This window comes from Paenibacillus sp. FSL E2-0190 (genome assembly GCF_037992965.1).
GTDB lineage: Bacteria > Bacillota > Bacilli > Paenibacillales > Paenibacillaceae > Paenibacillus_AQ > Paenibacillus_AQ odorifer.
In genome coordinates, this window is sequence record NZ_CP150306.1 from 5,148,753 (window position 1) to 5,170,875 (window position 22,123).

The 22,123-nt window shown below is 46.4% G+C and carries 15 protein-coding genes; 4 read left to right on the plus strand and 11 right to left on the minus strand.

All coding sequences use genetic code 11. The features are described 5' to 3' along the window. Window positions 1–89 precede the first annotated feature (89 nt). Genes NST25_RS22825 through NST25_RS22850 form a run of 6 tightly spaced genes read right to left on the minus strand, consistent with a single transcriptional unit; the run spans window position 90 to window position 7,346 of the window. Window positions 90–1,895: a DUF4838 domain-containing protein gene (locus tag NST25_RS22825; RefSeq protein WP_340392541.1), complete on the minus strand. Its 1,806-nt coding sequence runs from the start codon at window positions 1,893–1,895 to the stop codon at window positions 90–92. Window positions 1,896–1,921: 26 nt separating this feature from the next. Further along, on the minus strand, window positions 1,922–3,082 hold the full coding sequence (locus NST25_RS22830) for an amidohydrolase family protein (RefSeq protein WP_340392543.1): 1,161 nt from the start codon (window positions 3,080–3,082) through the stop codon (window positions 1,922–1,924). Continuing rightward, complete coding sequence (locus tag NST25_RS22835) at window positions 3,079–3,858, minus strand: glucosamine-6-phosphate deaminase (RefSeq protein WP_076279229.1); 780 nt, start codon at window positions 3,856–3,858, stop codon at window positions 3,079–3,081. The genes NST25_RS22830 and NST25_RS22835 overlap by 4 nt, the downstream gene beginning before the upstream one ends. Window positions 3,859–3,904: 46 nt before the next feature. Beyond that, complete coding sequence (locus NST25_RS22840; protein WP_248548356.1) at window positions 3,905–5,467, minus strand: extracellular solute-binding protein; 1,563 nt, start codon at window positions 5,465–5,467, stop codon at window positions 3,905–3,907. 43 nt (window positions 5,468–5,510) lie between these two features. Beyond that, on the minus strand, window positions 5,511–6,380 hold the full coding sequence (locus NST25_RS22845; RefSeq protein WP_076130282.1) for a carbohydrate ABC transporter permease: 870 nt from the start codon (window positions 6,378–6,380) through the stop codon (window positions 5,511–5,513). A gap of 15 nt (window positions 6,381–6,395) precedes the next feature. Next, window positions 6,396–7,346 carry an ABC transporter permease subunit gene (locus NST25_RS22850; protein ID WP_051491278.1) on the minus strand — a complete coding sequence of 317 codons (951 nt, stop codon included), beginning with the start codon at window positions 7,344–7,346 and terminating at the stop codon, window positions 6,396–6,398. Window positions 7,347–7,639: 293 nt separating this feature from the next. Between NST25_RS22850 and NST25_RS22855 the strand changes: the two genes are divergently transcribed. Next, window positions 7,640–9,928, plus strand: coding sequence for an AraC family transcriptional regulator (locus NST25_RS22855; protein WP_340392544.1), 2,289 nt, complete (start codon window positions 7,640–7,642; stop codon window positions 9,926–9,928). Between the two features lie 77 nt (window positions 9,929–10,005). Here NST25_RS22855 and NST25_RS22860 read toward each other — a convergent pair whose 3' ends face one another. The 5 genes from NST25_RS22860 to NST25_RS22880 all read right to left on the minus strand — a co-directional run bounded on the left by NST25_RS22860 (window position 10,006) and on the right by NST25_RS22880 (window position 17,130). Continuing rightward, entirely contained in the window at window positions 10,006–12,009 is a 2,004-nt protein-coding gene (locus tag NST25_RS22860) for a beta-galactosidase (protein WP_076279232.1), read from the minus strand. Between the two features lie 26 nt (window positions 12,010–12,035). Beyond that, window positions 12,036–13,460 (minus strand): family 43 glycosylhydrolase, encoded by a 1,425-nt coding sequence (locus NST25_RS22865; RefSeq protein ID WP_076308183.1) that lies wholly within the window; start codon window positions 13,458–13,460, stop codon window positions 12,036–12,038. Window positions 13,461–13,546: 86 nt separating this feature from the next. Beyond that, window positions 13,547–15,220, minus strand: a complete 1,674-nt coding sequence (locus NST25_RS22870) for a hypothetical protein (protein ID WP_076147914.1) — start codon at window positions 15,218–15,220, stop codon at window positions 13,547–13,549. 41 nt (window positions 15,221–15,261) lie between these two features. Continuing rightward, window positions 15,262–16,137: a carbohydrate ABC transporter permease gene (locus NST25_RS22875; protein ID WP_036683169.1), complete on the minus strand. Its 876-nt coding sequence runs from the start codon at window positions 16,135–16,137 to the stop codon at window positions 15,262–15,264. A gap of 36 nt (window positions 16,138–16,173) precedes the next feature. Further along, on the minus strand, window positions 16,174–17,130 hold the full coding sequence (locus tag NST25_RS22880; protein ID WP_081382600.1) for an ABC transporter permease subunit: 957 nt from the start codon (window positions 17,128–17,130) through the stop codon (window positions 16,174–16,176). Window positions 17,131–17,358: 228 nt separating this feature from the next. On the opposite strand from NST25_RS22880, the gene NST25_RS22885 reads away from it, so the two are divergent. From NST25_RS22885 to NST25_RS22895, 3 genes are all read left to right on the plus strand, one after another. After that, the gene (locus NST25_RS22885; RefSeq protein WP_076308184.1) at window positions 17,359–19,089 is read left to right on the plus strand and encodes a histidine kinase; all 1,731 of its coding nucleotides are present in this window, start codon (window positions 17,359–17,361) and stop codon (window positions 19,087–19,089) included. After that, on the plus strand, window positions 19,070–20,425 hold the full coding sequence (locus NST25_RS22890) for a response regulator (protein ID WP_076308185.1): 1,356 nt from the start codon (window positions 19,070–19,072) through the stop codon (window positions 20,423–20,425). Before NST25_RS22885 ends, NST25_RS22890 begins: the two co-directional genes overlap by 20 nt. A gap of 75 nt (window positions 20,426–20,500) precedes the next feature. Beyond that, a complete protein-coding gene (locus tag NST25_RS22895; RefSeq protein WP_076130289.1) occupies window positions 20,501–21,379 on the plus strand; it encodes an AraC family transcriptional regulator in 879 nt (292 codons plus the stop codon). The last annotated feature ends 744 nt before the right edge of the window (window positions 21,380–22,123 follow it).

The window sequence follows — 22,123 nt, forward strand, 5'->3', positions numbered from 1 at the left end:
TGTAATATGTAGCTTCATCCAGCTATGAATTAAAAAAAGACCGCACTGCTACCCGCTCACACGATAGCCCTACGATCTTTTCAAAACTCTTATTCAGCCTGAGCAAACCCCAGCTCACGGTATAATGTCCGCTCCAGATAATCGTGAAGATAGAAGCGGGATTTCACAAAATGCTCCGCCATATCGGATGGCTGGTAACGCTCCAAAGCCGCTTTCATGCGAGGCAAAACGTTCTCACGTCCGCGGCGATTTCGCATGTAATTGTTCAGCAGCGAGTGCCTTTCCGCTTCGTCTCCCGGATAGAGCTCCCAGCGGTAGACATATTTGTGGATCGCCCGCGAACGGTCCGTCGCCGCTTCAAAATCATGCATAATGGCAATCAGCTCTGCTTCATCCTTATGATCCTTCACCTTGTCCAACAGCTTCCAGATAACATCATAATAATCTTCCAGCTGATAATTCCCGAGCTGTGCGTGACCTGTTCTAGGACCGATGCCATGGAACTGCTCCATGAATCGATCGATAAATGTTGCTGAGTCCGCTTTACGGTTCCAGGCCAAATCGGCGTGCAGCAGCATCGGATACCACGTCGTCTCAAAGATCCCATAAGGAACACCAAGGCTGAACGGCCCTGTCCAGTTCGTGGCGACGATGCACCCGAGGTCCAGCTTATCCGCTGTCTCCGCCCATTGGAGCAGATTATCCGTCCGGTTCAATAGTACCGGATAATTCTGATGTTCAGCCCAGTCAAAGCTGCGAACCGCCGGGGCTCCCATAACCTCGATGCCTAGTGACCTGAATTTATCCGTTAGAGAAGAAACCTCAGCTTCAATATTACGTCCGTTGTATATCCAGATCATCGCCGCACTCCGCTTATCCAGCTTTGCCAGTTCCTCCGGCGGGCATTTGTCCAGCATGTCATGCCAGAAAATCACTTTTTTACCACGGCTGGCTGTAAATTCAATCAAAGTGTTCAAAAAAGCGATAAACGCCCGCTCCCGTACCCCTCCGAACAACGTTTTACAGCGTTCGCATTCACATAAGCTGTATACCTCGTCACAGCCGAGGTGGATGTAGCGGGAATCCGGATGGGCATCCATCATCTCCTGTAACAGATCGGTAATCAGCTCGAAGGATTCCGGATGCGACGGGCAGATCTCCCCGAGGGATAACTCCGTTTCGCGCAAGTGCCGCCAGGTGTCGTGGCGAAGTACATACTCCAGATGTCCAAAACTCTGCTGCAGCGGAATGATCTGAATAAAATATTCTTGGGCTGTGCGTTTCAGCTCCTCTAGCTGTGTGAGGCTTAACGAATGCTGTGGATGCACGAATTCCGGGAATTTTTGAAATGGAAATTTATCTTCGTATTCAATCAGAACTGCATTCGTTTTATACCGGGCAAAATCCGCCAAATACGATAGCAGCAGCTCTGGCTTGGAAAATGTCTGGCGAAGATCAAAGTTCATCGCCCGCAAGGTAGTATCAGGCCAGTCCGTGATAGACACAGCAAGAACTTCCCCTACTGACTTACGCAGTTGTAGTAACGTTTGTAGCCCGTAAAACAGACCCGGCGCATCCAGTGCACGGATTACCACCCGGCGCTCCGACACCTCCAGCCTGTACCCTTCCGCCCGGCCGTTAAGCAATTTCAGATCCACTTCATCTGGCTGTGCTCCTTTCGTTTCTGGCTGCGAGAGACTCTGAAGAATAAGTGAATATCCTTTTCCCGAGATAACCTGTGTACATTCCAGCTCCGGAAACGAGTGGCGGCAATGAACCACCAGTCTCGGATCATGCTGCTCCATGTAGAGGCTCAGGCTTACATCCTCGCTGAATTGAAAAGCTTCGCCCTCTTTCACTTGGATCTGCTTCGGTTGCGGTATCAAGCTCTGCATCGTTCTCCTCCTAATCTTTGCTGTAATTAATTACTGCAAGCCTTGCTATGACCCTTTTTCCAGCATTCCAGCACGGTAAGTGTCCTGTCGTCATAGCAGAAGCTCACGAGATCGGCAGGTGCTCCAGCCCTAAGCCCTGCCGCCTGCTCCAGCCCCAGCAAAGTAGCCGGATGAGCAGAAGCACAATCCCAGGCTTCATCCAGCCGGGCTAATCCAGCCTCCGCAAGATAGGCCACCTGATCTGGAAGCATCATGGCGGAACCTGCAAGCAGCTGCTGATTGCCAGCCAGATGCAGCCGCCCTTCTGCTGTTAATACAACTTCCCCACCAATGTGCAGGTGATAAGTTCCCGGCGGCATTCCGCTCAGTGATACAGCATCGCTGACCAAGATGGTGCGGCTGCGCTTCATCCGTAGGATTACTTTCAACAGAGCGGGTGGTAAATGTTGGCCATCTGCAATCATACAGCCGTATAGTTCATCCGCCGCCAGCTGCTCCCACAAATAGTTGGGATGACGGGGCAGCGTCAGATGTGTGCCATTGCCGAGATGCGTAGACATCACCGCTCCTGCGGCAACCGCCTCCCTAATCTGCTCGGGGGAAGCTGCTGTATGCCCTATGGAAACAAGGATGCCTGATTCACTGCACCGGTCGATAAATGCAGCGGCGTTTGGCCATTCCGGGGAGACGGTGAGGATACGGATAAGCCCTTCAGCCGCTTCTTGCCAGCGGCATAACCTATCCCAATCCGGCGGGCCAATATGTTCCCTTGGATGGGCGCCGCGTGGCCCCTCTTCTGGTGACAGAAAAGGACCTTCCAGATGAATTCCTACAATCCCCCCAGCATCTTCCGGATACAGCGAAGCGGCTTCCGCAATGGCGGAGACCGCTTGAGCCAGCGCTTCTTTGCCATTAGTAATCAGAGTTGGACAATAGCTGGTTACCCCGTTTCCTAGCAAAAGTCCGGATAGTTCCAATACCGTGGAAGGCTGTAAAGGCAGCGTATTGAGATCCAGCCCCCAGCCCCCGTTCACTTGCAGATCCACCAACCCGGGTGCCAGCCAGGGCCAATCAGCCCTGGCTGGACTCTCCGCAAGTTCGGTGACCGAAGTGATTCGCCCCTGCTCGACACTTACCTCAACCGGCCGCCCAGTTTTATAGTGCTTTCCCTTAATTGGCGCGTTCATAGGCCGAAGGCAGCCCGATCCGTGAACATCGTGATCTCCGGATGGGTGCGCAGAATAGTAGCTGGACATGCCGTGCTGATCGAATCATGAAGTGCCGCGTGTAAAGCCTTGCGTTTGGACACTCCCGGTACAATTCCGTACAGGTGACGGCCAGCCAGCAAGGCTGGTACCGTAAGCGTCAGCGCATGGGTTGGCACCTCGTCCAGCGAGGTAAAACAACCGTCATTCACCTGCTGGCGGCGGCAGGCTTCCTCCAGTTCGACCGCTTTGACCAGCTGCGGGTCGGTAAAATTAGCGACTGGCGGATCATTAAACGCGATATGCCCGTTTTCCCCGATCCCGAGGCAAACGATATCAATAGGCGCCTCGCTCAACAAAGCCGAATATCTCTGGCATTCCTGCACCACATCAGCGGCGAGACCATCCAGCAGTTCTACCCGGCCAGGGTTAACCCGACTGTATAGCCGATCTGTCAAAAAACGGCCGAAACGCTGGGGAGCCGAAGCCGCAAGGCCAATGTATTCATCCATATGAAAAGCATTGACCCGGGACCAATCCATCCCCTGCTCCCGCACCAGCCCCTCGTACAGTTCATTTTGCGAAGGTGCGGCAGCAAACACAATTCGGACCTGACGCGCAGAATCTTGAAGCAAAGCTCTAATTTTCTGCGCAACCTGCGATGCCGCCGCAGCGCCCATCAGGTTACGATCTTCATAAACCTGAACGGACATCTGCTCCACTCTGTGTGTCTCTAAAGGCTTAATGATGTCATTCATCCCGCTCATCCTTTCCGGGCACCTATTGTCCTTGGCACCAGACAGATTAATTCCCGTTTAACTGAATGTTCTGAACACGGTCGTAAGCTTCCTTATAAGTAGCCAGCAGCTTATCCACGCCGAGATTGTTCATCTCCTCCACATATTTGTCCCAGTCGGCCAGCTTTCGGGAGCCGGTAACAAACTTGGCAAAGCTTTCATCGCGGTGTTTTTGGATCGCCTGGCCGGTTATCGCAATAATTTCATTCTCTTTCTCCGTAAATGCAGGCCGTGGCTGCATCATGGACGGATCATATTTCGTCGCTTCTTCAAAGGCATACTTCAAATTGTCTGAGAACAACGACAGATGTGCACCAAAGTCGATCCAGGTGTACGTTCCGCTAGTCTGAAGTCCTGTCTGCTTCCGCATTTCGATCACATCGTTGTACTCTGGTTTGAACTTGATCGTGTCGCCTTCCTTCACATATGTCTCACCCTCCACGCCCCAGCTGCTGAGCGTACGTCCCTCTTCGGAATAGAAAAAGTCCATATAACTCATCACATCATCGATGTTCTTCGAGGTTGAAGCCACGGTTAGGCCACCTTCCATATAATGAAAATACGGGTTCAGTTGCTTGCCGCCGGCAATGCCCGCTGGAGGAGCCATGAACTGCATGTTGAACTCAGGATTTTCCTGCTGCATCGCATTGTTAAAAAAATCGATCCGGCTGATGTAATCAATGGTCACAAACGATTTGCCCGTGGACACCATGTCCTGCCATTGCTTAGTTTGCAGAGATAGAAAGTCGGGCGGAATCAGCCCTTCGTCATAAAATATTTTCCACATGCCAACCATTTCCTTGTAACTATCTTCCGTGGGTCCAAAAAGCCACTCTTTTTTATCAAAATCATAATAAGCCCCTTCACCCGTCCCGTAATTCACAGTCATATTGGCATTCATTTCATCGGGAATTTGTCCGTAGCGGATCGAAAGCGGATAGCTGTCCGGATATTTTGCCTTCAAGGTTTTTAGAGCTGTATGCAGCTCCTCATATGTGGCTGGTGCCTGGATTCCTTCTTTGTCAAAAATGTCTTTACGGTATAACCAGATCATGCGGTTCGTCTCGCCAAAGCCCTGATTCGGGAACATATACATTTTGCCATCAGCAGATAGTGCAGCCTTCGCTTCCTCTGGATACTTCTTTACCCAGGCGGTCAGATTCGGCATTTTGTCCATATACTCCATCAAATCCACCAACGCACCCTGTTGCCCGAATTTATTCGATTCTTTGCGGTTAGGCATATACATCAGATCCGGCATTGCCTTCGAAGCAATCGCCAGGTTCAAGCTCTCTTCAAGCTTCCCTGAAGGGGTCTGCACCTCGAGTGTGACACCGGTTTTCTCCTTCAGCCAGCTCCAAATAGGCCAGCTTTTCGAATAAGGGAACGTAGCATTGTTGTCTAAGAGCGCAGTGAAGGTTTTTTCCGTTTTGGACGAATCAGCAGGTGAAGCGGTACTGCTGCCCTGAGTATTACTCTGCGGCGAGGTGTCATTGCCCCCTCCGCTGCAGCCAGTTACTACGGTTGCTGCAATCACCAGTGGCAGCAGTACAGATTTCCATTTGTTCATTACGATCTCTCCCTTATGCTGAATTTTTGACGGTTCCACCCGCCTATCCCTTAACCGCGCCAATCATGGCCCCCTTAACGAAATACTTCTGTACAAATGGATACACAATCAGAATCGGAAGCGTCGAGACCATAATCGTCGCGTACTTCAGCGATTCTTCTATCACCATGTTGTCACCTCCAATGCTAGTAACATCCCCCGAGCTAGCACTGCCAGCCAGCACCAGATTGCGCAGCAGTACTTGCAGCGGGAACAAATCCGGTGAGCGCAGGTAGAGCAGCGGGTAAATAAAGTTATTCCACATGCCAACCGCGTAAAAGAGCGCTATGGTGGCGAAGGAAGCCTTGGAAAGCGGAACAATAATACGGATAAATATGCCGATATCATTCAGTCCGTCGATGCGGCCAGACTCCTCCAGCTCTTTAGGAATGCCGGAGAAAAAGGTCCGCATCAGAATCAGATTCCAAGTGCTAACCGCACCCGGCAGCACCATGCCCCAAACGGTATCGACCAGATCCAGGGAGCGAACCACGAGGAACGTGGGAATCATTCCTCCGCTGAAAAACATCGTCACCACAATCAACAGGGTGAAGCTCTTGCGCAGCGCCATATCACTGCGTGAGAGTGCATAGGCACCCGTGGAGGTGACCACCAGCGAGATAAGGGTGCCAAGCACGGTGTAAATGAGTGTATTTTTGTAAGCCACCCAGATTTGCGAATCTCCGAGTACAAGCTTATACATATTCAGGTTAAATCCCTTAGGCCAAAAAGAAACGGTATTCTTCATGACATGCACATCACTACTGAGAGAGACAGCGAGCATATGCAGGAACGGATAAAGCGTGACCACCACAACCACGAGAAGGATAAAAGTGCTCACGACATTAAACCAAGATAAACGGGGTGATCTCATCACCACACCTCTTTTCTACCATAAACTTGTCTCGCTTACACGGCGGCTGATGTAATTTGCTGTATAGATGAAGATCAAGCTAATCACGCCCATAAAAAGATCAATAGAAGCGCCATAGCTGAAGTTCCCCTGCACCATACCCACCCTATAGACATAAGTACTGATAATATCCGCTGTGTCGTAGATCGCCGGATTCTGCATCAGGAACACCTTCTCGAAGCCAATCTCGAGCACTTTACCGATATTAAGAATCAAGGTGATCACGATGGCGGGTGAAATGCCGGGCAAGGTGACATGCCATATTTTACGCATGCGGCTGGCTCCGTCCATATCAGCAGCTTCATACAGCTGCGGGTCGATAGCGGTCAACGCGGCCAAGTAGATAATAGTCTCCCAGCCGATATGCTGCCAGATCTCCGACAGGACATAAATACCGCGGAACAATCCAGGTTCATTCATGAAATTGATCGGTCCAATCCCTATGGCACCAAGCAGATTATTAATCAGCCCTCCGGTTGGGGATAAAAACATGATCACCATACTGGCTACAATGACATTTGAGATAAAATGTGGAAGATAGCTGACGGTCTGCACAACTCGTTTGAAAGCAGCCTTGCGCACCTCATTAAGCAGAATCGCCAGCAGAATGGGTGCCGGGAAGCCAAAAAACAGCTTATATAAACCAAGCAGAAAAGTGTTTTTCATCAGCGGCCAAAAATCGGGATTCTCTATAAACATCCTGTAATATTTGAGTCCCACCCAATCACTGGCCCAAATCCCTTTAAAAAGATTGTAATCCTTGAAAGTGATAACTAATCCAAACATCGGTGCATAGCGGAAGATCAAATAATACAACAGGCACGGCAGGAACAGCAGCCAGAGCGCCTTGTTTTTATTCCAAGTTCGAAGGATTCCCGCTTTGTGGCGTTGAGGTCGTTGGGGTCGCCGGTGCACTTTCTTTCGCATTTTGTCCTGCACTACGCTAGCTTGAGCCATATGCATGTCTCCTCTTGTTAAAATGATCATAACTCATATAGATGTCAGATTACTTCCCCCTTTTTTCCGGGATTTGTCTCCGAATTATAGCTGCATTTCTTTGGAAAGCGCTATCTACATGTTATATAACATTTCGCCTTAACTGCGGATTTCCATAGAATAGCGTACAAATCAGCAAAATTGCATATTGTTGGTGTTAGCTTTTTGCCGCTATGATAGAATTAATCCAATTCTTTTACGGGTGCATCCAAAGGGGGATACATATGAAGGGATCCGTTACAGGCAAATTTGCGCTGAATGCCCTGTTCGTTAAGCTGATGCTAAGCTTCCTCAGTGTCATCTTGATTTTGGCATCATTTAATCTGTTCTCCCATCTGTATTTAAGCGGCAAAATCTATAAGGAGATGATCCGGCAAAATGAGCTTGGCCTCGCACAAACGGTCGAAGGCTACGAAAATCATTTCCGGTTGACCCAGAACATCATTCTTGCCCTCACCCAATCCGATTCATGGACTGCCAATCTGGGCATTCTAAGCCACCTGAAAGAGAACCGTCGATATGATATCCCGGCAGAAGTGATATCGGATCTCTCAACGCTGTATGCTAATCCTTTTCTGCATATCGAAAATTTCATTCTCTATTTTAAAAAGGAAAATTATGTACTGGAGAGGGAGGGCCTAAGCAGCGCCGCAGATATGTTCGGTAAATACTACTTCAGTGCAGAATACCCTCCGGAGTACTGGAGCCGGCAAACGATGGACAATCAATTTTTAAAAGTCATGCCCGCCGTAACCTTTACCGAGAAAACCATACATTCCACCCGTACGCTCGGAAGGTTAATGCCAGTGCTGGTCAAAGCGATTCCTTATGAGGAAGTGTACGGCATTGTCATGCTGAATCCGCAGCTGATGCAGGCCGCCTACGGAGATGCCGGCAATACCCCGTTCTATATCCTGGATGCGCAGAAGAATCTATTGTTCTCTACATCAGAGGGTAAACTGCAAACAAGCCAGCTTCCGGAAAGTGGCAATGCCCATGAGCGGGTCGGAGACCAATATTACTTCTATGAAAAAGGTAAACAGACTGGATTCACCTATATCCGAGTGACCCAGGTGGCGGCTATTGCTGCGGAAATGCGGGGGATGCAGCTATTGCTGGCTGTATTACTCTCTGCCGCAGTACTGATCAGTGTTCTCTCATCCCTAATCTTCAGCCACCGGCTTAACCAACCGCTCCAGCGCCTGATTGCCGCCTTGGACCGTAAGGCAGGCAGCCGGCCTGAAAAATTGAGCAGTGTGAAGGAATTCGCCATTATCGGCGAACGCCTGAGCTCCATTTTGGAGAGTAACCGCTTCATCCAGACCGATCTTGATCATAAGAACTCACTGGTGCGCCAATATGCCTATACTCATAAAGTGAAAAATATCCCGCTGAGTAAAAGCCTCGCGGAGCTTGAAGATGTAAGGCAATCCGAACAGCCCTATGCCTCCATTCTGTTCAAGGTCAGCTTCAAAACCTTGCCGGACGAATTGGAAAAACACACACTGATGTTATGGAAGCTGGTTCAAAACTTGATCACTGGTGGTGAAAGCGAAAGCGTCGCACTCCAGCCGGAACATGATCAGCTCATGCTGCTCCTGTTCAATCCCGGACCGCAGAGCAGTTTTCTGCAGGCTCTTGATACCCTTAAGGAGCTGCTGGATTCGGAGACATCCTTATATCTGACTATTGCTGTAAGTCCGGTATATTCAGGCGAAACCTCATTTACCGATGCCTACAATAATCTATCAATGTTGTTAAATGAGCGTAGATTGAACGGGGAAACACAAATTATCGTAGAACCTAGAGCCTCATCCGCCAAATCCTTTCATTTAAAGGTGACACACGGAGAGGAGCTGCACAATCTGCTGCAGTCTGCCAATGAGGAGGCTGTATTCGCTTGGTTGGATCGTCAGCTGGAGCAGCTGCAGCACAAGGACGCAGCGGCGGCGGATTTTCGGGCATTTGCCTTGGGAGCAGCGGAACAGACGAGCAAAACGGTGACGAGGCTGAATCTGCCCCAAGCGGAAGCGGAGCGTCTCTTACCACCCCGACTAGAGCCATTTAACGCTTTCCACTCAATGGATCAATACAAGGAATGGCTGCGTGATCTGGTTCGTCCTGTGCTCGTGGTCATCAGTAGCCGCTCGGAGTCGCGCGACCCCATTATCAGCTTTGTACTGGATTACTTAGACAAACATTACGGCGAGGACATCAACCTCAACCTAGTAGCAGACAAGTTAAATTTAACTCCAGGTTACCTGTCCAGCATTTTTAAAGAGAAAACAAACATCAACTTCAGTGAATATCTGAACAATCTGCGGATTGAGCGGGCCAAAGAGCTGCTAATGAATCTGGAACTGCGGATTCAGGATATCGCGCTTCAGGTCGGTTATCAGAACGTAAATTCCTTCATCCGTATGTTCAAACGTTGTGCCGGAATAACTCCGGGCGAATACCGCAAGCGCTATTCCCGTGATGATTCACTCCCCTCCTCCGGCCTTGGCTTGTAAAGAGGCTACATTGCAGAGGAGAGGACAAAAAAGGCCCCACCATTGGCTGGGGGCCTTTTTGTTGTAAAGATTTGCAATCAGAATCCCGTTTTCGGAATCTCCATTGGCACAATATTATAGGGCGCTGTCATACCCGTCCGCACCTGATACATCTGGTCATGGGCCTTTCTCGCTGCTTGCACGAAAGGTTCATATGGACGGTTGCAGACATCCACTACACCGATTTGATAGTTTTCTCCGTCATAACGTCCGAGCACAGGCTGATCATTCCATTGAAAATAATGAACTCCGATGAGCTGCGGGATAGCTGCCCCCTGCTCCACATAATAACGGTAAGCCTCACCGCGCTCCTTCTGGGTTGCCACCGCACGGATCCCATAAGCCAACATGCCGCCTTCAGCCGCACCAAAATGATATTCCCCAATCATGACTGGTTTGTTCAGTCGTCCACTGATCTGGGCGATCTGTTCCTTGTCAGGACTGAACTGATAGCAGTTCATAGAGAATACATCAAACCATTCGCAGCCCTCCAGCACCTCATCACTGCCAACCCAGGCATAACGCATTCCCAAATTCAGATGATTCGGATCCGTCTGCTTGCAAAGACGGGCTGGCACTTCTACATACCGTCGAATCATGATCCGGTTAAACTGGTTATAATCCACTTCTCGGGCAGAAGTGAGATTATCCCCGGTTACATTCACATTCGATACATCGTATAAATCCTCGAATTCTTCAAAAACGCTATCCCACGCCATGTTTAATCGTTCCACTGTTTTGTACTTTTCTGCAAGCCAGCGAATGAATTCCTTCTTACTGGCATAACGGACCGGAGATTTCAGCATCTGCCCGGTCAAATTCAACCCATCCACGAATGCCCAATGCGGCTCATTACGCATGAAATAACCGACCATTCTCTGGTCTTCCCTTAATGGAAGAAGCTGCTCCGCAAAGCTCCCGGCATTCCGCTCATACTCCGGGCTAAACACATCGGGGAAATCCCGGAAAATAGTCTGCTCCGTCATAGGAAAGTCCACTAGAGGATAAACATACGGAAGCTGGGATTCGTTGATAAATCTATCATTAGACCAGTTACCGATGGTGTTGAATCCCCATTGTTGTAAGCGAAAATCCGTCATAGCCACCCAGTTAGAGCGCCACTCCGCCCCAAAAGCAGTGATCAGATTAGCAATCTCGAAGCTGAATTCCTCGCCATCCTGTGACCAAGCTTCTTGATAGATTCCTTCCCGCTCCGGCAATGAGGGTATCAAGTGTTCCATGCCAGTTACATGCATAGAACAAGCTGGACCCACACAGTCCATCCCCGTACTGAACAGGGCATAACCCTCTGGATCAACGAACCACCAGCGGCTGCCGTCAAACTCCGTGCGGAAATATCCAGTTGCCGCGAATCTCAGCGCCTTCCAACCTCCGTACCTGCTGAGGTCACCTCCATTGTGATCAGCATGTGCCGCAAGTTGCCGCTCTGCGCGCAGCCGATCCGTCAACGCTTCTGCATCAACCGTTTTCCCTGACCAATCCCTTCCCTTTAATTGGCCCAGATCATCTATATATGGTTGCTGTTCATACTCAAAGACGGGCTCAGTTAGACTTAGAGCCAAGTCACTAATTTGCACAGCTCTACTTGTTGTTGAAGGGAGAGTAGCGATAGAGAATCGGGTGATATGCTTGCGATCGATGCCTGCATCTCCCCTCAGTACTGTCTGCATCACACCCGGATAACGGGGAAGGAACAGCTTCTCACCATTTAAATGAATCAAGGGTAAACAAATTTCCGTGCGCACACCAGGTAAAATTCCTACATGATAAGTAATGACGCGATGATCCCGATCATAAAAACTGAATAACAGCACCAGAACGTCATGGCTTTCATGGTAAACCTCAGCATTAACGAAACCATAATCGCACCAAGCGGCGGATTCCAGATGCCCTGACTGAAGCTCAAATCCACCACCTTCTGGTGTAGTGATGAACTGAAACGTCTCAGAGGAAGTCGCAGTAAGTTGTGTATGGGGGTCACTTTTAAACCATTCCATAGGGAAGGAGACAGATAAACTCATCGGTATACCTCTTTTCTCTAAACTGTTTACCTTACTGAAATCAGTTGAAAAAGCTGCGGGTCTGCACCTAGACGGGGATCATGGCAGCGTGTGGATTCAAGAAACACACAACCCCAGCCCCCACGCTGTTCTCCTGCTACGGTAAGAACTCTTCCGTCATTGCTCCCAATAGTCAGTGAACCTGCTTCTGTCTCTGTAAGCAACCATATAAACTGATCTTCGTTGTCACGAATAGGCTCCAGCAGCAAGGAATTCAACGGGCCAATAGATAAGGCCTTTTCACTGTTTCGAATTCTCGCCCTACCCTTCTCCCCGTATTCAACCGTCCATCTCTGCTGCTGATCTTCATACGAAAGCGTCCGGACTTCGACGTTCAAGGTCTCCTCATGTTCAATGGATTGATTTCCCGCCGCCAGATAAAGCCCCATTCCTAAGCTTTTCAATCTGAACAGACCACTACCAGAGCCGCATTCCACAGCTACGATTCCCTTCCTTAGGTCAATCACCGTTCGCTCTGCCCAGTCAAGCTTCATTTCCCGGTCAGAAGGAAAGCCGAGCGGCAGAAATACATAGGAAGAGGCATAATAATCCGCAGGGTCCCAGCGATCCCCAACATACAGGTAAGAGCACTGGTCATTGTCTGTTCCTACAATAGGAACTATAAAAGCAGGCTGGCTGTCGTATGTAGTGATGTCGCCCAAAGGCAGCAAGGGTGACCAACGACCAAATAATTCCTCGGACCAGGCATAGGTTCCTTGGTTAGGCAACCAGCCCGTACAGGCGGACGAGATGAGGAAGTATACACCCTGACGTTTCATTAATGCAGGTGCTTCACGCGCTTGTCCGGGCCACAAGGTCTTGACCTGTTCTTCTATGCTGAGGTAATCAGGTGACAGACGATACATAATAAGATCAGCATTTTCCCTTGCCGCGGAGATAAAATATGCCGTCCCATCGTCATCCTGGAACAAGGTGCAGTCCCGAGACATGTTACCTATCGGATTAAAGCTGCCCCGGTAAACATAATCCCCATCTACCGTCCCGCAATCAGCGATCGCGCAGCGCGCATCAGAGTAGTCGCGTCCATTTTCCCAATGCATCCACATAACAAATCTCCCTGTAAGTTTGTTGTAGAGTACTTTTGGGCGCTCAATTACCGCACCCGTTGGGCGCCCCTCCCTGTCCAAGGGTTCAAGCTCTAATGTGGTGCGATGATAAATCGGCTGTACCGGTGAATCGAGTGTGAGCACATCATTGCGCCATTCCCAATTCACTAGATCCACAGATCGGTAGCAGCTCACTCTCCGCCGATCCATCCGGTTCTCACCAAACCAGTAATAATATCCATCCGTATAGAGCATATGTCCACCATGTGCATGTACAGGATTTCCGCTCATATCCAGAAGTGGAGCGCTATTTAGTAGGGTGACTGTACTCGCATTTTCGTCCATGATTAACCTCCAGAGGATCAGATTTTTAGACAAAAAAGCAGGTCCGGCCAAGGATGACCTTAACTGAACCTGCTGTTCTTGCGAACTTATTTCAATCCCATCTGAGACATCACATCCACCTTGCTAGCATTGTTATACCATTCGTTGATTTCTTCGGAAATTTTCGTACCGCCTTTGTCATGCCATTGCTTCACGAAGTCATCGTACGCAGTTAGCGGCTCTTTACTGTAAATAATTTTGGTGAAGGTTTCCTTTTCCATCGTATTCAGTTGCTCCCAAGTTGTCTGCATGGTCTTGGTAGGTGGACCGTTAAATGCATTTGGAAGCAGTGACTCTCTATTCTCATAGGAAATCACATATCCCTCTTTGGCTGTTTCATCATTTGATGCCGATCTGATCAAGACCCCATTCTCAGCTTTTGCACCTTTGGAAAGATCATAAAAAGATTTACCTGGACCATCAACACTAGGTGTATTTTTGGTAAAAGCCATTTTACCTACACCTTGAGCGGCATCCAAAGGCGTATTGAATTTCTTGGAATCGAATACCACTTCATCGCCAACGATGTCATAATCATATCCCTGAGCATAACCATATTTGAAATCTCCGGTACCAAATGCTGCATCGTAAAGCTTGTCATAATACAAGAAGAAAGCTTCCATATTGTTAAAGTCTTTATTAAACATAAAGACACCATCGTTCTGTTGACCGGATTGGTAGGTTCGATCCCCACTTACACCGTTAATTGTTGGGTAAGCTTTGATTTTAGCCCCTTTTACGTTAGTTTCCACATCTTTAACACTGCCGTACAGCCAAGGACGGCCAATAATAATCCCTGCTTTACCTTCAGTGAAATCCGCCAGTGCATCCCATGCACCCTGTGTAGCCAACTCCTTATTTAAATACCCTTTGGAGTACCAATCGCGAAGTTTAGCTAACGCATCCTTTGTCCCATCAGCGACGGAACCGTAAGTGAGTTTTCCATTGTCGTTATACCATTGGCCGGGGAGACTCTTCCCTGTATAAGCACTAAAAATCATTACAGAGTCGCTTACCCAGCCCGTGTTGTAAGAATCTTTTCCCGAGAAATCAAATCCATAAGTATCATTTTTTCCGTTACCGTCCGGATCATCATTCGTAAAAGCAGCGATTACCTGTTCAAATTCATCTATATTTGTTGGCGCTTTTAAATTTAATTTATCTAACCAATCTTGACGGATAAGCATGACCTCACCTTCAGTGAGATTGGGCGAGATCGCCATCCCATAAACCTTGCCGTCCTGGATAACTGGGTTGAACGTTGTTGGATATTGTTTATATATTTCTTTCAGACGCTCAGGCATATATTTGTTAATGTCCTCCGCAATATCTTTTACAAGTCCAGATTGAATCAGATCATTTTCTAATGAGGTATCATACACTGGCAAAACATCCGGAAGCTTCTCGGAACCAGTGAGCGCTAAACGAAGTTTCGTATTATATTGGGAGGCATCACCGCCCAAAAGAGTAGTTTGGATGTTAATCCCTAGATTCTCGACACCCCAGCGGGTCAACACATTATCATTTAAGCTCTCCCCGTTGATATATTTACCGGCATTCTCATCTTGTTGCTTGGCGATGTTAATAGTAATAGGAGGATCGTATTTGCCGTCTTTGAGAACCGCTTCTGCCGCAGTAGATTCTTTACCGTTTGAGCCGCAGCCCGCTAGCAATCCTGCCATCAATACAGTAGTCGTTATTAAGGCCCCTGTTTTTTTCATCAATAAGCTCCTTTGAATTAAAGTTTTATATGTTGGTCACGTTATTCTTTTACAGCACCCAGAACGATGCCTTTGACAAAATACTTCTGTAGAAAAGGGTATACAAGGATAATGGGCAGTGTGCTAATAAAAATTTGCGCAGCTTTGATACTCTGTTCTGACAACGCGGCTGCTTCTGATTGACTAAGTGCCATACTCTGCGCTGATCCTTGCACCACTACAGTCTGTAAGAATGAAGCTAACGGATAGTCCGTTGTATTCGACATATACAAAATCCCATCAAACCATGCGTTCCAGCTCCCCACCATGATAAACAATCCAACGGTTGCCAGACCGGGAAGGGAAAGCGGAAGATAGATTTTCCGGAAAATGACGAAGAACGAAGCCCCATCGATAAATGCTGCCTCTTCAAGCGCCTTAGGGATTGTTTTAAAGAAATTCATAATCAGAATCAAATTATAAGCTCCGAAGGCACCGGGAAGCACGAGCGACCAGATCGTGTCCTTGAGCCCAAGTTTCGTAACCAATATATAAGAAGGAATCAATCCACCGGAAAACAACATCGTGAATATAAAAATCCACATTAAAGCATTACGCCCACGGAAATCTTTGGACAAGGCATACCCCGCCGTTGTAATAATGAACATGCTGATTAACGTCCCCAGTACCGTCCGGACCACTGAGATTCTCATGGAGCCTGTAAAATTCGTGTTTTTAAAAGTTTTCACATAGGCTTCGATATTAAAGTCCACCGGCCAAAAGGATACCAAATTCCCATTTACCGCTGTCTTACTACTAAATGATTGTGCTAGCAAATGAAGCATAGGCAATAAACACGATAAGGCTACTAGAATCAGGAGGATATGATTGAAAATCGAAAATATCCTATATCCCTTGGATTTATAATACACTCCCATTCCTCCTAACAGTTTTGTAAGCTTAACAACTTCGGCTTAAAATATTTTATAGTTAGCTACCTTGTAAGCAATTCGATAGGAAATTACGATTAATATGAAGCTGATGCCGGATTTAAACAATCCAACAGCGGTACCAAAACCGTATTGGCCATTTAATAAGGATGACCGGTAAACATAAGTATCGATGATATCCCCCGTACTATAGACGAGTGGATTATATAAGTTAAAGATTTGGTCAAATCCTGCATCCAGGATATTTCCAAGGCTTAACGTTGCAATTACGATGATCATCGGCATCATACTCGGTAAGGTAACATGTCTTATTTGTTGGCGGCGTGACGCGCCGTCGATCTCAGCTGCCTCATAATAAGAAGGATCGATCCCTGTAATCACCGCTAAGTAGACAATCATGCCAAATCCGAAGTTTTTCCATAAATCACTGATGATGATCGTCGGTCTGAACAGCGTAGGATCGCCCAGAAAGAAAATCGGTTTCAGTCCGAGGAAATTCGTAAGAAAATGATTTATGCCCCCATCCAGACCTAAGATATCAATCATGATTCCGGCAACGGTTACCCAAGAGAGGAAATGCGGTAAATAGACCAAGGTTTGAATACTCTTTTTAATCCCCATGTTTCTAATCTCGCTTAGCAGAATCGCCATAAAGATAGGAACAATAATTCCGACTATAATTTTGATTACAGCAATAATGAGGGTGTTGATAATGGATTGTGTTGCCTCTTTATATTGGAAGATTCTTGCGAAGTTATCCCAACCAATCCAAGTTGAACCTGTAATTCCAAGCCAGGGCTTGTAATCCTGAAAGGCCATCACTAATCCGACCATAGGACCGTAGGCAAAAATTAGAACGAATACCAAAGCTGGGATACATAAAACATACAATGGCCAATTTTTTTTGATTTCCTTTTTCCAAGGATTCTTTCTGCTTTTTTTAACGTTGGCTTTCTCACTCCATTTGAGCTGGGTATTCATTATCTGTGCTATTGTGCTTACCCCCTTTTACATTCTTGGCTGCTAATTTCTTTCTGGTTTAATGTTAACAAAAGCGCTTTCATTCGAAAATGTCTCAAATTAAATATCATAACCACTCGCTAAACATCTTTATAAACGCTTTCATTTTGCGAGAGCTCTTCTCTTTTTCTTTTGGAATATATGGCTTATGATGAATTCACACGAGTCCTAGCGACAGGAGTAATGCTTATGATTAAAAAAGTAAATATGAAACGATTCATATATTTTTTCGTTTTTTTCCTTTTACTTACCTTAAGTTTGTTTTTCGTAATGAACTCCCTAGGTTCCAAAACCATTCAAGAGAGCTTGGTTAACTCCTCCAAAAATCAGCTAGCCTATACGGAAAGCATTCTGGATGGCATCATCTCTGAGGCAAGTTTGTATGGCATCCAATATACAGCCGACACCTCCGTACGTTTCTATCAAAGCAAAATACAAGAGATGAACAATTACGATGCCCAGATGAAAAAAAACGATATCTATGACCGCATATCAGCACCACTTCTCTCCAGTCAGGCGATTGAATCTATCGGTATCTACTGGAAATCGGACGGCACTTTTATTTTTACGGGTCATGATTCGCTTGCCAAACAGCCCTTTCAGAAAGTCAAGCAGCGAGGCTGGCAGATTGTTAATAACAATTTGTATTATTTTTCAATCTATCCTTATATTCATGAACCTAAAAATCCTGCCAATATTCAGTACATCGTGGGCGTTAAGCTGAAAAAGGAGTATTTAACAAGTCTTTTAGAAAAAGCAGTGAGTGGCGGCGAGAGCTCCAATGCCTTTTTACTTGTGAACAAGAGTTTAATGATTAGCAATAAAGCGGTGGATATTCGAATCGAGGAAAAAGCCAAGGAGACGATAACACCCAATGCACATGAAATTTTAAAGTTTGACTATCATATCAACGATGACGATTATTATGTTTTATCAAAGTATATTGAGCCGATTGATACGTATCTTGTTACCTATACGCGAATGAGTGATTTTTTGAATCCGCTTAACCGGAATAAACAGGTGTTTTTTGTCAGCATCTTAATGATCTTGATCATTGGTCTTATCGTGATTTTTATGTTCTATCGAAACTATTATCGTAATGTATATTTGCTCGACAAGAAATTCTACCAAGTGGAACAAGGGAATTACAGCACCAGAATTAGTGAGAACCCGGACAATCAATTTTATAGTCTATTTAAAAGCTTTAACCACATGGTCGCCAAAATACAGGCTTTATTCGCTTCATTAAAAATAGAAACCGAGCTGCGCAGAAACGCCGAAGTGAAACAGCTACAGGCTCAGATCAATCCACATTTTCTTTACAATAATCTGTTTTTTATTATGGCAGTGGCAAAAACTTCACCGGAAGCCGTAATGCAGATGAGCAAGCATTTAGCAGAGTACTATCGTTATTTAACAAAAATGAATTCAGATAATGTTACGTTGGCTTCTGAATTGCAGCTTGCCGATCATTTTTTATCCATCATGTCACTTTCCAAAAAAATAAATTATGAAATCAACCTGCCTCCTGAACTGGGAGAGCATCTGATTATGCCACTGATTATCCAGCCTATGGTCGAGAACGCAATCCAGCATGGGATTGAAGAACAGCAAGGGGCTCATCGCGTTACTATAGATGTAAAAGAACTTGATACTGGAGCATTAATTATTGTTGCCGATGACGGTAAGGGGCTTACTGCTGAGGAAATACACCAGCTAATGGCCAGACTTGAGAATGAATCCCCACCTGAAGGATCAAGAGGAATTGGTCTTTGGAACATTCATCATCGCCTCAAAAATGCGTATGGTGAATTAAGCGGACTGCGGTTCTTCATCAATGACTGGGGTGGTTTATCCGTGCTGGCATTCATAGATTTCTCGCTGGATGAAGGAGGACAATATGCGATTATTGATAGTTGATGACGGACATTACATCGTTGAATATTTAAAACACCTGCTGGATTGGAGCAAATTTGGAATTGAGCATATTGAGACGACAACAAATTCGATTGAAGCCAAGGAGCTATTGAATCAGAATCATATAGATATCCTTATTACAGATATTCGTATGCCCGAGGTATCCGGCATTGATTTACTGCATCATGTTCATGAGAAAAAGCTCAATACCAAGGTAATTTTCCTTTCCGGTTATTCTCAATTTGATTATGCACAACAAGCCATTCGTTTGGGTGCACTCGATTATTTACTCAAGCCGGTTGATAAAGAGGATATGGAAAAAGCCATGAGTCAAGTTATTAAGAGTATCGCTGAGAAACCCCCAAAAACCCCAGTGGCAGAGAAAAACATAGATGGGCTAGGTTACTTGCTTTCTGTTATTAGCGGACCTTCCCCACTACGTTATGATCACAGCACACTCGATACTGCTTTACGGAATGAGCACTTTTGCTTTTTTCACGTCTCAGGGGCTAGAGGGAAAGATGAAATGATGTTAAAAGATCATAATGGTGGACGGGACTTTATTTGGATCACTCCATCAGCCATTACTGGAATTATTCCAGAATCCAATACCGAAACTGTGGCAAGCAGCGTCGATTCCATTTCTTTTTCCGAGCCGTTTGAATTTTCTCAAAAGCATGCTGTTCGGCATATTTTTTATCATTTCTTTTTTAATGAAAATATTGGGGCCAGTGACTTTACTATGCTGAGTGCCTATAGTGCTCTCCCTAAATTAGAGCTTGGAGAATGGGAACAAACCAGAAAAAACATTTTAAAAAACTTTGCCAAGCTCACTGTCAAAAAACAAAAGCTCCTCTACCTGCTCGAATTCATTAATTTGCTGTATTCCACAACCGATAAAATCCAATCAGGTGAGGTCGCAGACTGGATTTTCAATCAATTATCAGAACCAGATACGGCTCTTCAATCCATCTTGCAGAGTCTCACCCAATTAGATAGAAGCGCTAAATTTTCCAATCAAAACATTGTTCATACCATTCAAGCCTATATCTCCAATCATATTAGTGATTGCTTGAGCCTGGAGGACTTAGGGAAAATTGTTCACCTACATCCTGTTTACCTGTCCAAATTTTATAAGCAGGAGACGGGTGAAAATTTATCGAGCTACATTTCTTCTAAACGCTTGGAAAAGGCCTCCAAGTTATTAATCGATTCCAACTTACATGTGCTCGATATTTCACATCTAGTCGGCTACAAAAAGCCACAATATTTCATTAAGCTGTTCAAAGATCAGTATGGCATTACGCCTTATCAATATCGAAGACAGCAGATTAAATGAAACAAAAATTGAACAGATCAACAAAAAAGTTTACACTTTGAATGAAGTAACGAACCACGGAAAGGAAACCTGCTAATGTTGCGCTCCTCCTACACCATTCGCTCGGAAGAACAAGCTTCTATGCTTCTGTTTGATTCTATTGGCTGGGAACAAGCCGAGACTCCGGCATATTCATTCAACGGCCAGAACCGGACGGAGAGAAGTTGTGTTATTTTTCAGTACACCTTATCTGGAGAGGGTAGAATTGAAATAGACGGGGTTGTTCACCCATTAACGAAGGGCAAAGCTTTCCTAGTGACTGTCCCCAGTATACACAGATATTATTATCCGGAGGAAGGTACAGAGCCTTGGGAATTCATTTGGCTGAATGTACGAGGACCTCTAGCTATTTCACTCTGGAACCAGCTGATCGCACATGGCGGTCCTATTATAGAACTCCCTCAGGAATCGGTTCCGATGGATTTATTGTGGAGTATGTTCAAGGACATCCAGGTTGATGAAGAAAGAGATTTGCATTTTCTAACGGGAAAAGCCTTTCAGTGGATATTATCCATGGAGAAATACCTCAAGAAACCGAGTTTGTTAACCACCTATATAAAAAATGACAAACTCCATGCCGCTATACAATTCATGAAAAATGATCTGCACAATAATAACCTTAGCTTAGACGATGTCGCCGCTCATGTTGGAATTTCCAAACATCATCTTTGCAGGCTATTTCAAAAAAACATCAATCTCTCGCCCTTTGAGTATTTAAGAAGGAGACGGATCGAGCTGGCAGCATCTATGCTGAAAACAACAGATCAGACGATCTACCAGATCGCTGTGGACACTGGGTTTGACAATGCCAGCTATTTCGGCAAAGTTTTTCGTTCCTACTTTGGAGTTAGCCCCTCCACTTACCGCGAGCAGGACCTAGAGTTCCTGTCCAAACATGTGTTTTTTGAAAATTGATGTTGCTAGGCATATCTATTCGGCTTCGATAGAGCTGAGTGGCAGGCGTGGCAGGCGTGGCAGGCGTGGCGTGCTAATTCGGGGCCGGTGGATGCAAGTAGTAACCATTCAGATCTGGTGGTGCCAACTCACAATTGCAAGGCGTACCAACTCGCGTACGGCAGCCCCCGCCTAGGTAAACATCCTGCTAAACACCCTAATTCGCATACGAAAGCACCGAGTCACCCCCTCTACCGCCGCTTTCGGATCCCAATGACGCTATTTGTCAATTTTCCGCCTTTTGAGCACAGTTTCGGACTCCAGTGCAGCTATTCCTTCGAAAGAGATGCTTATTTTGGACTTTTCGAACTAATAGCGACTATGCGGTCCGATAAAACTCCAAATGTGTGAAAAGACTGCGGTTAGCGGCATTTGAGTCCGATAGCACTGTGTTGGATGGGTGAGCAACTTGCAAGGCGCACTAATCGGCGTCCAGCGGTCCACGGCTAAGGAAGCAACTTGCTAAACACCCTAATTCGCGTACAGCAGCACCGAGTGATAACCATCCCCCGCCGCTTTCGGACACAGATGACGCTATTTGCCAATTTTCCGCCTTTTGAGCACAGTTTCGGACTCCAGTGCAGCTATTCCTCCGAAAGAGGTGCATATTTGGTACTTTTAGAGTCAATAGCGACTATGCGGTCCGATAAAACTCTAAATGTGTGAAAAGACTGCGATTAGCGGCATTTTAGTCCGATAGCACCG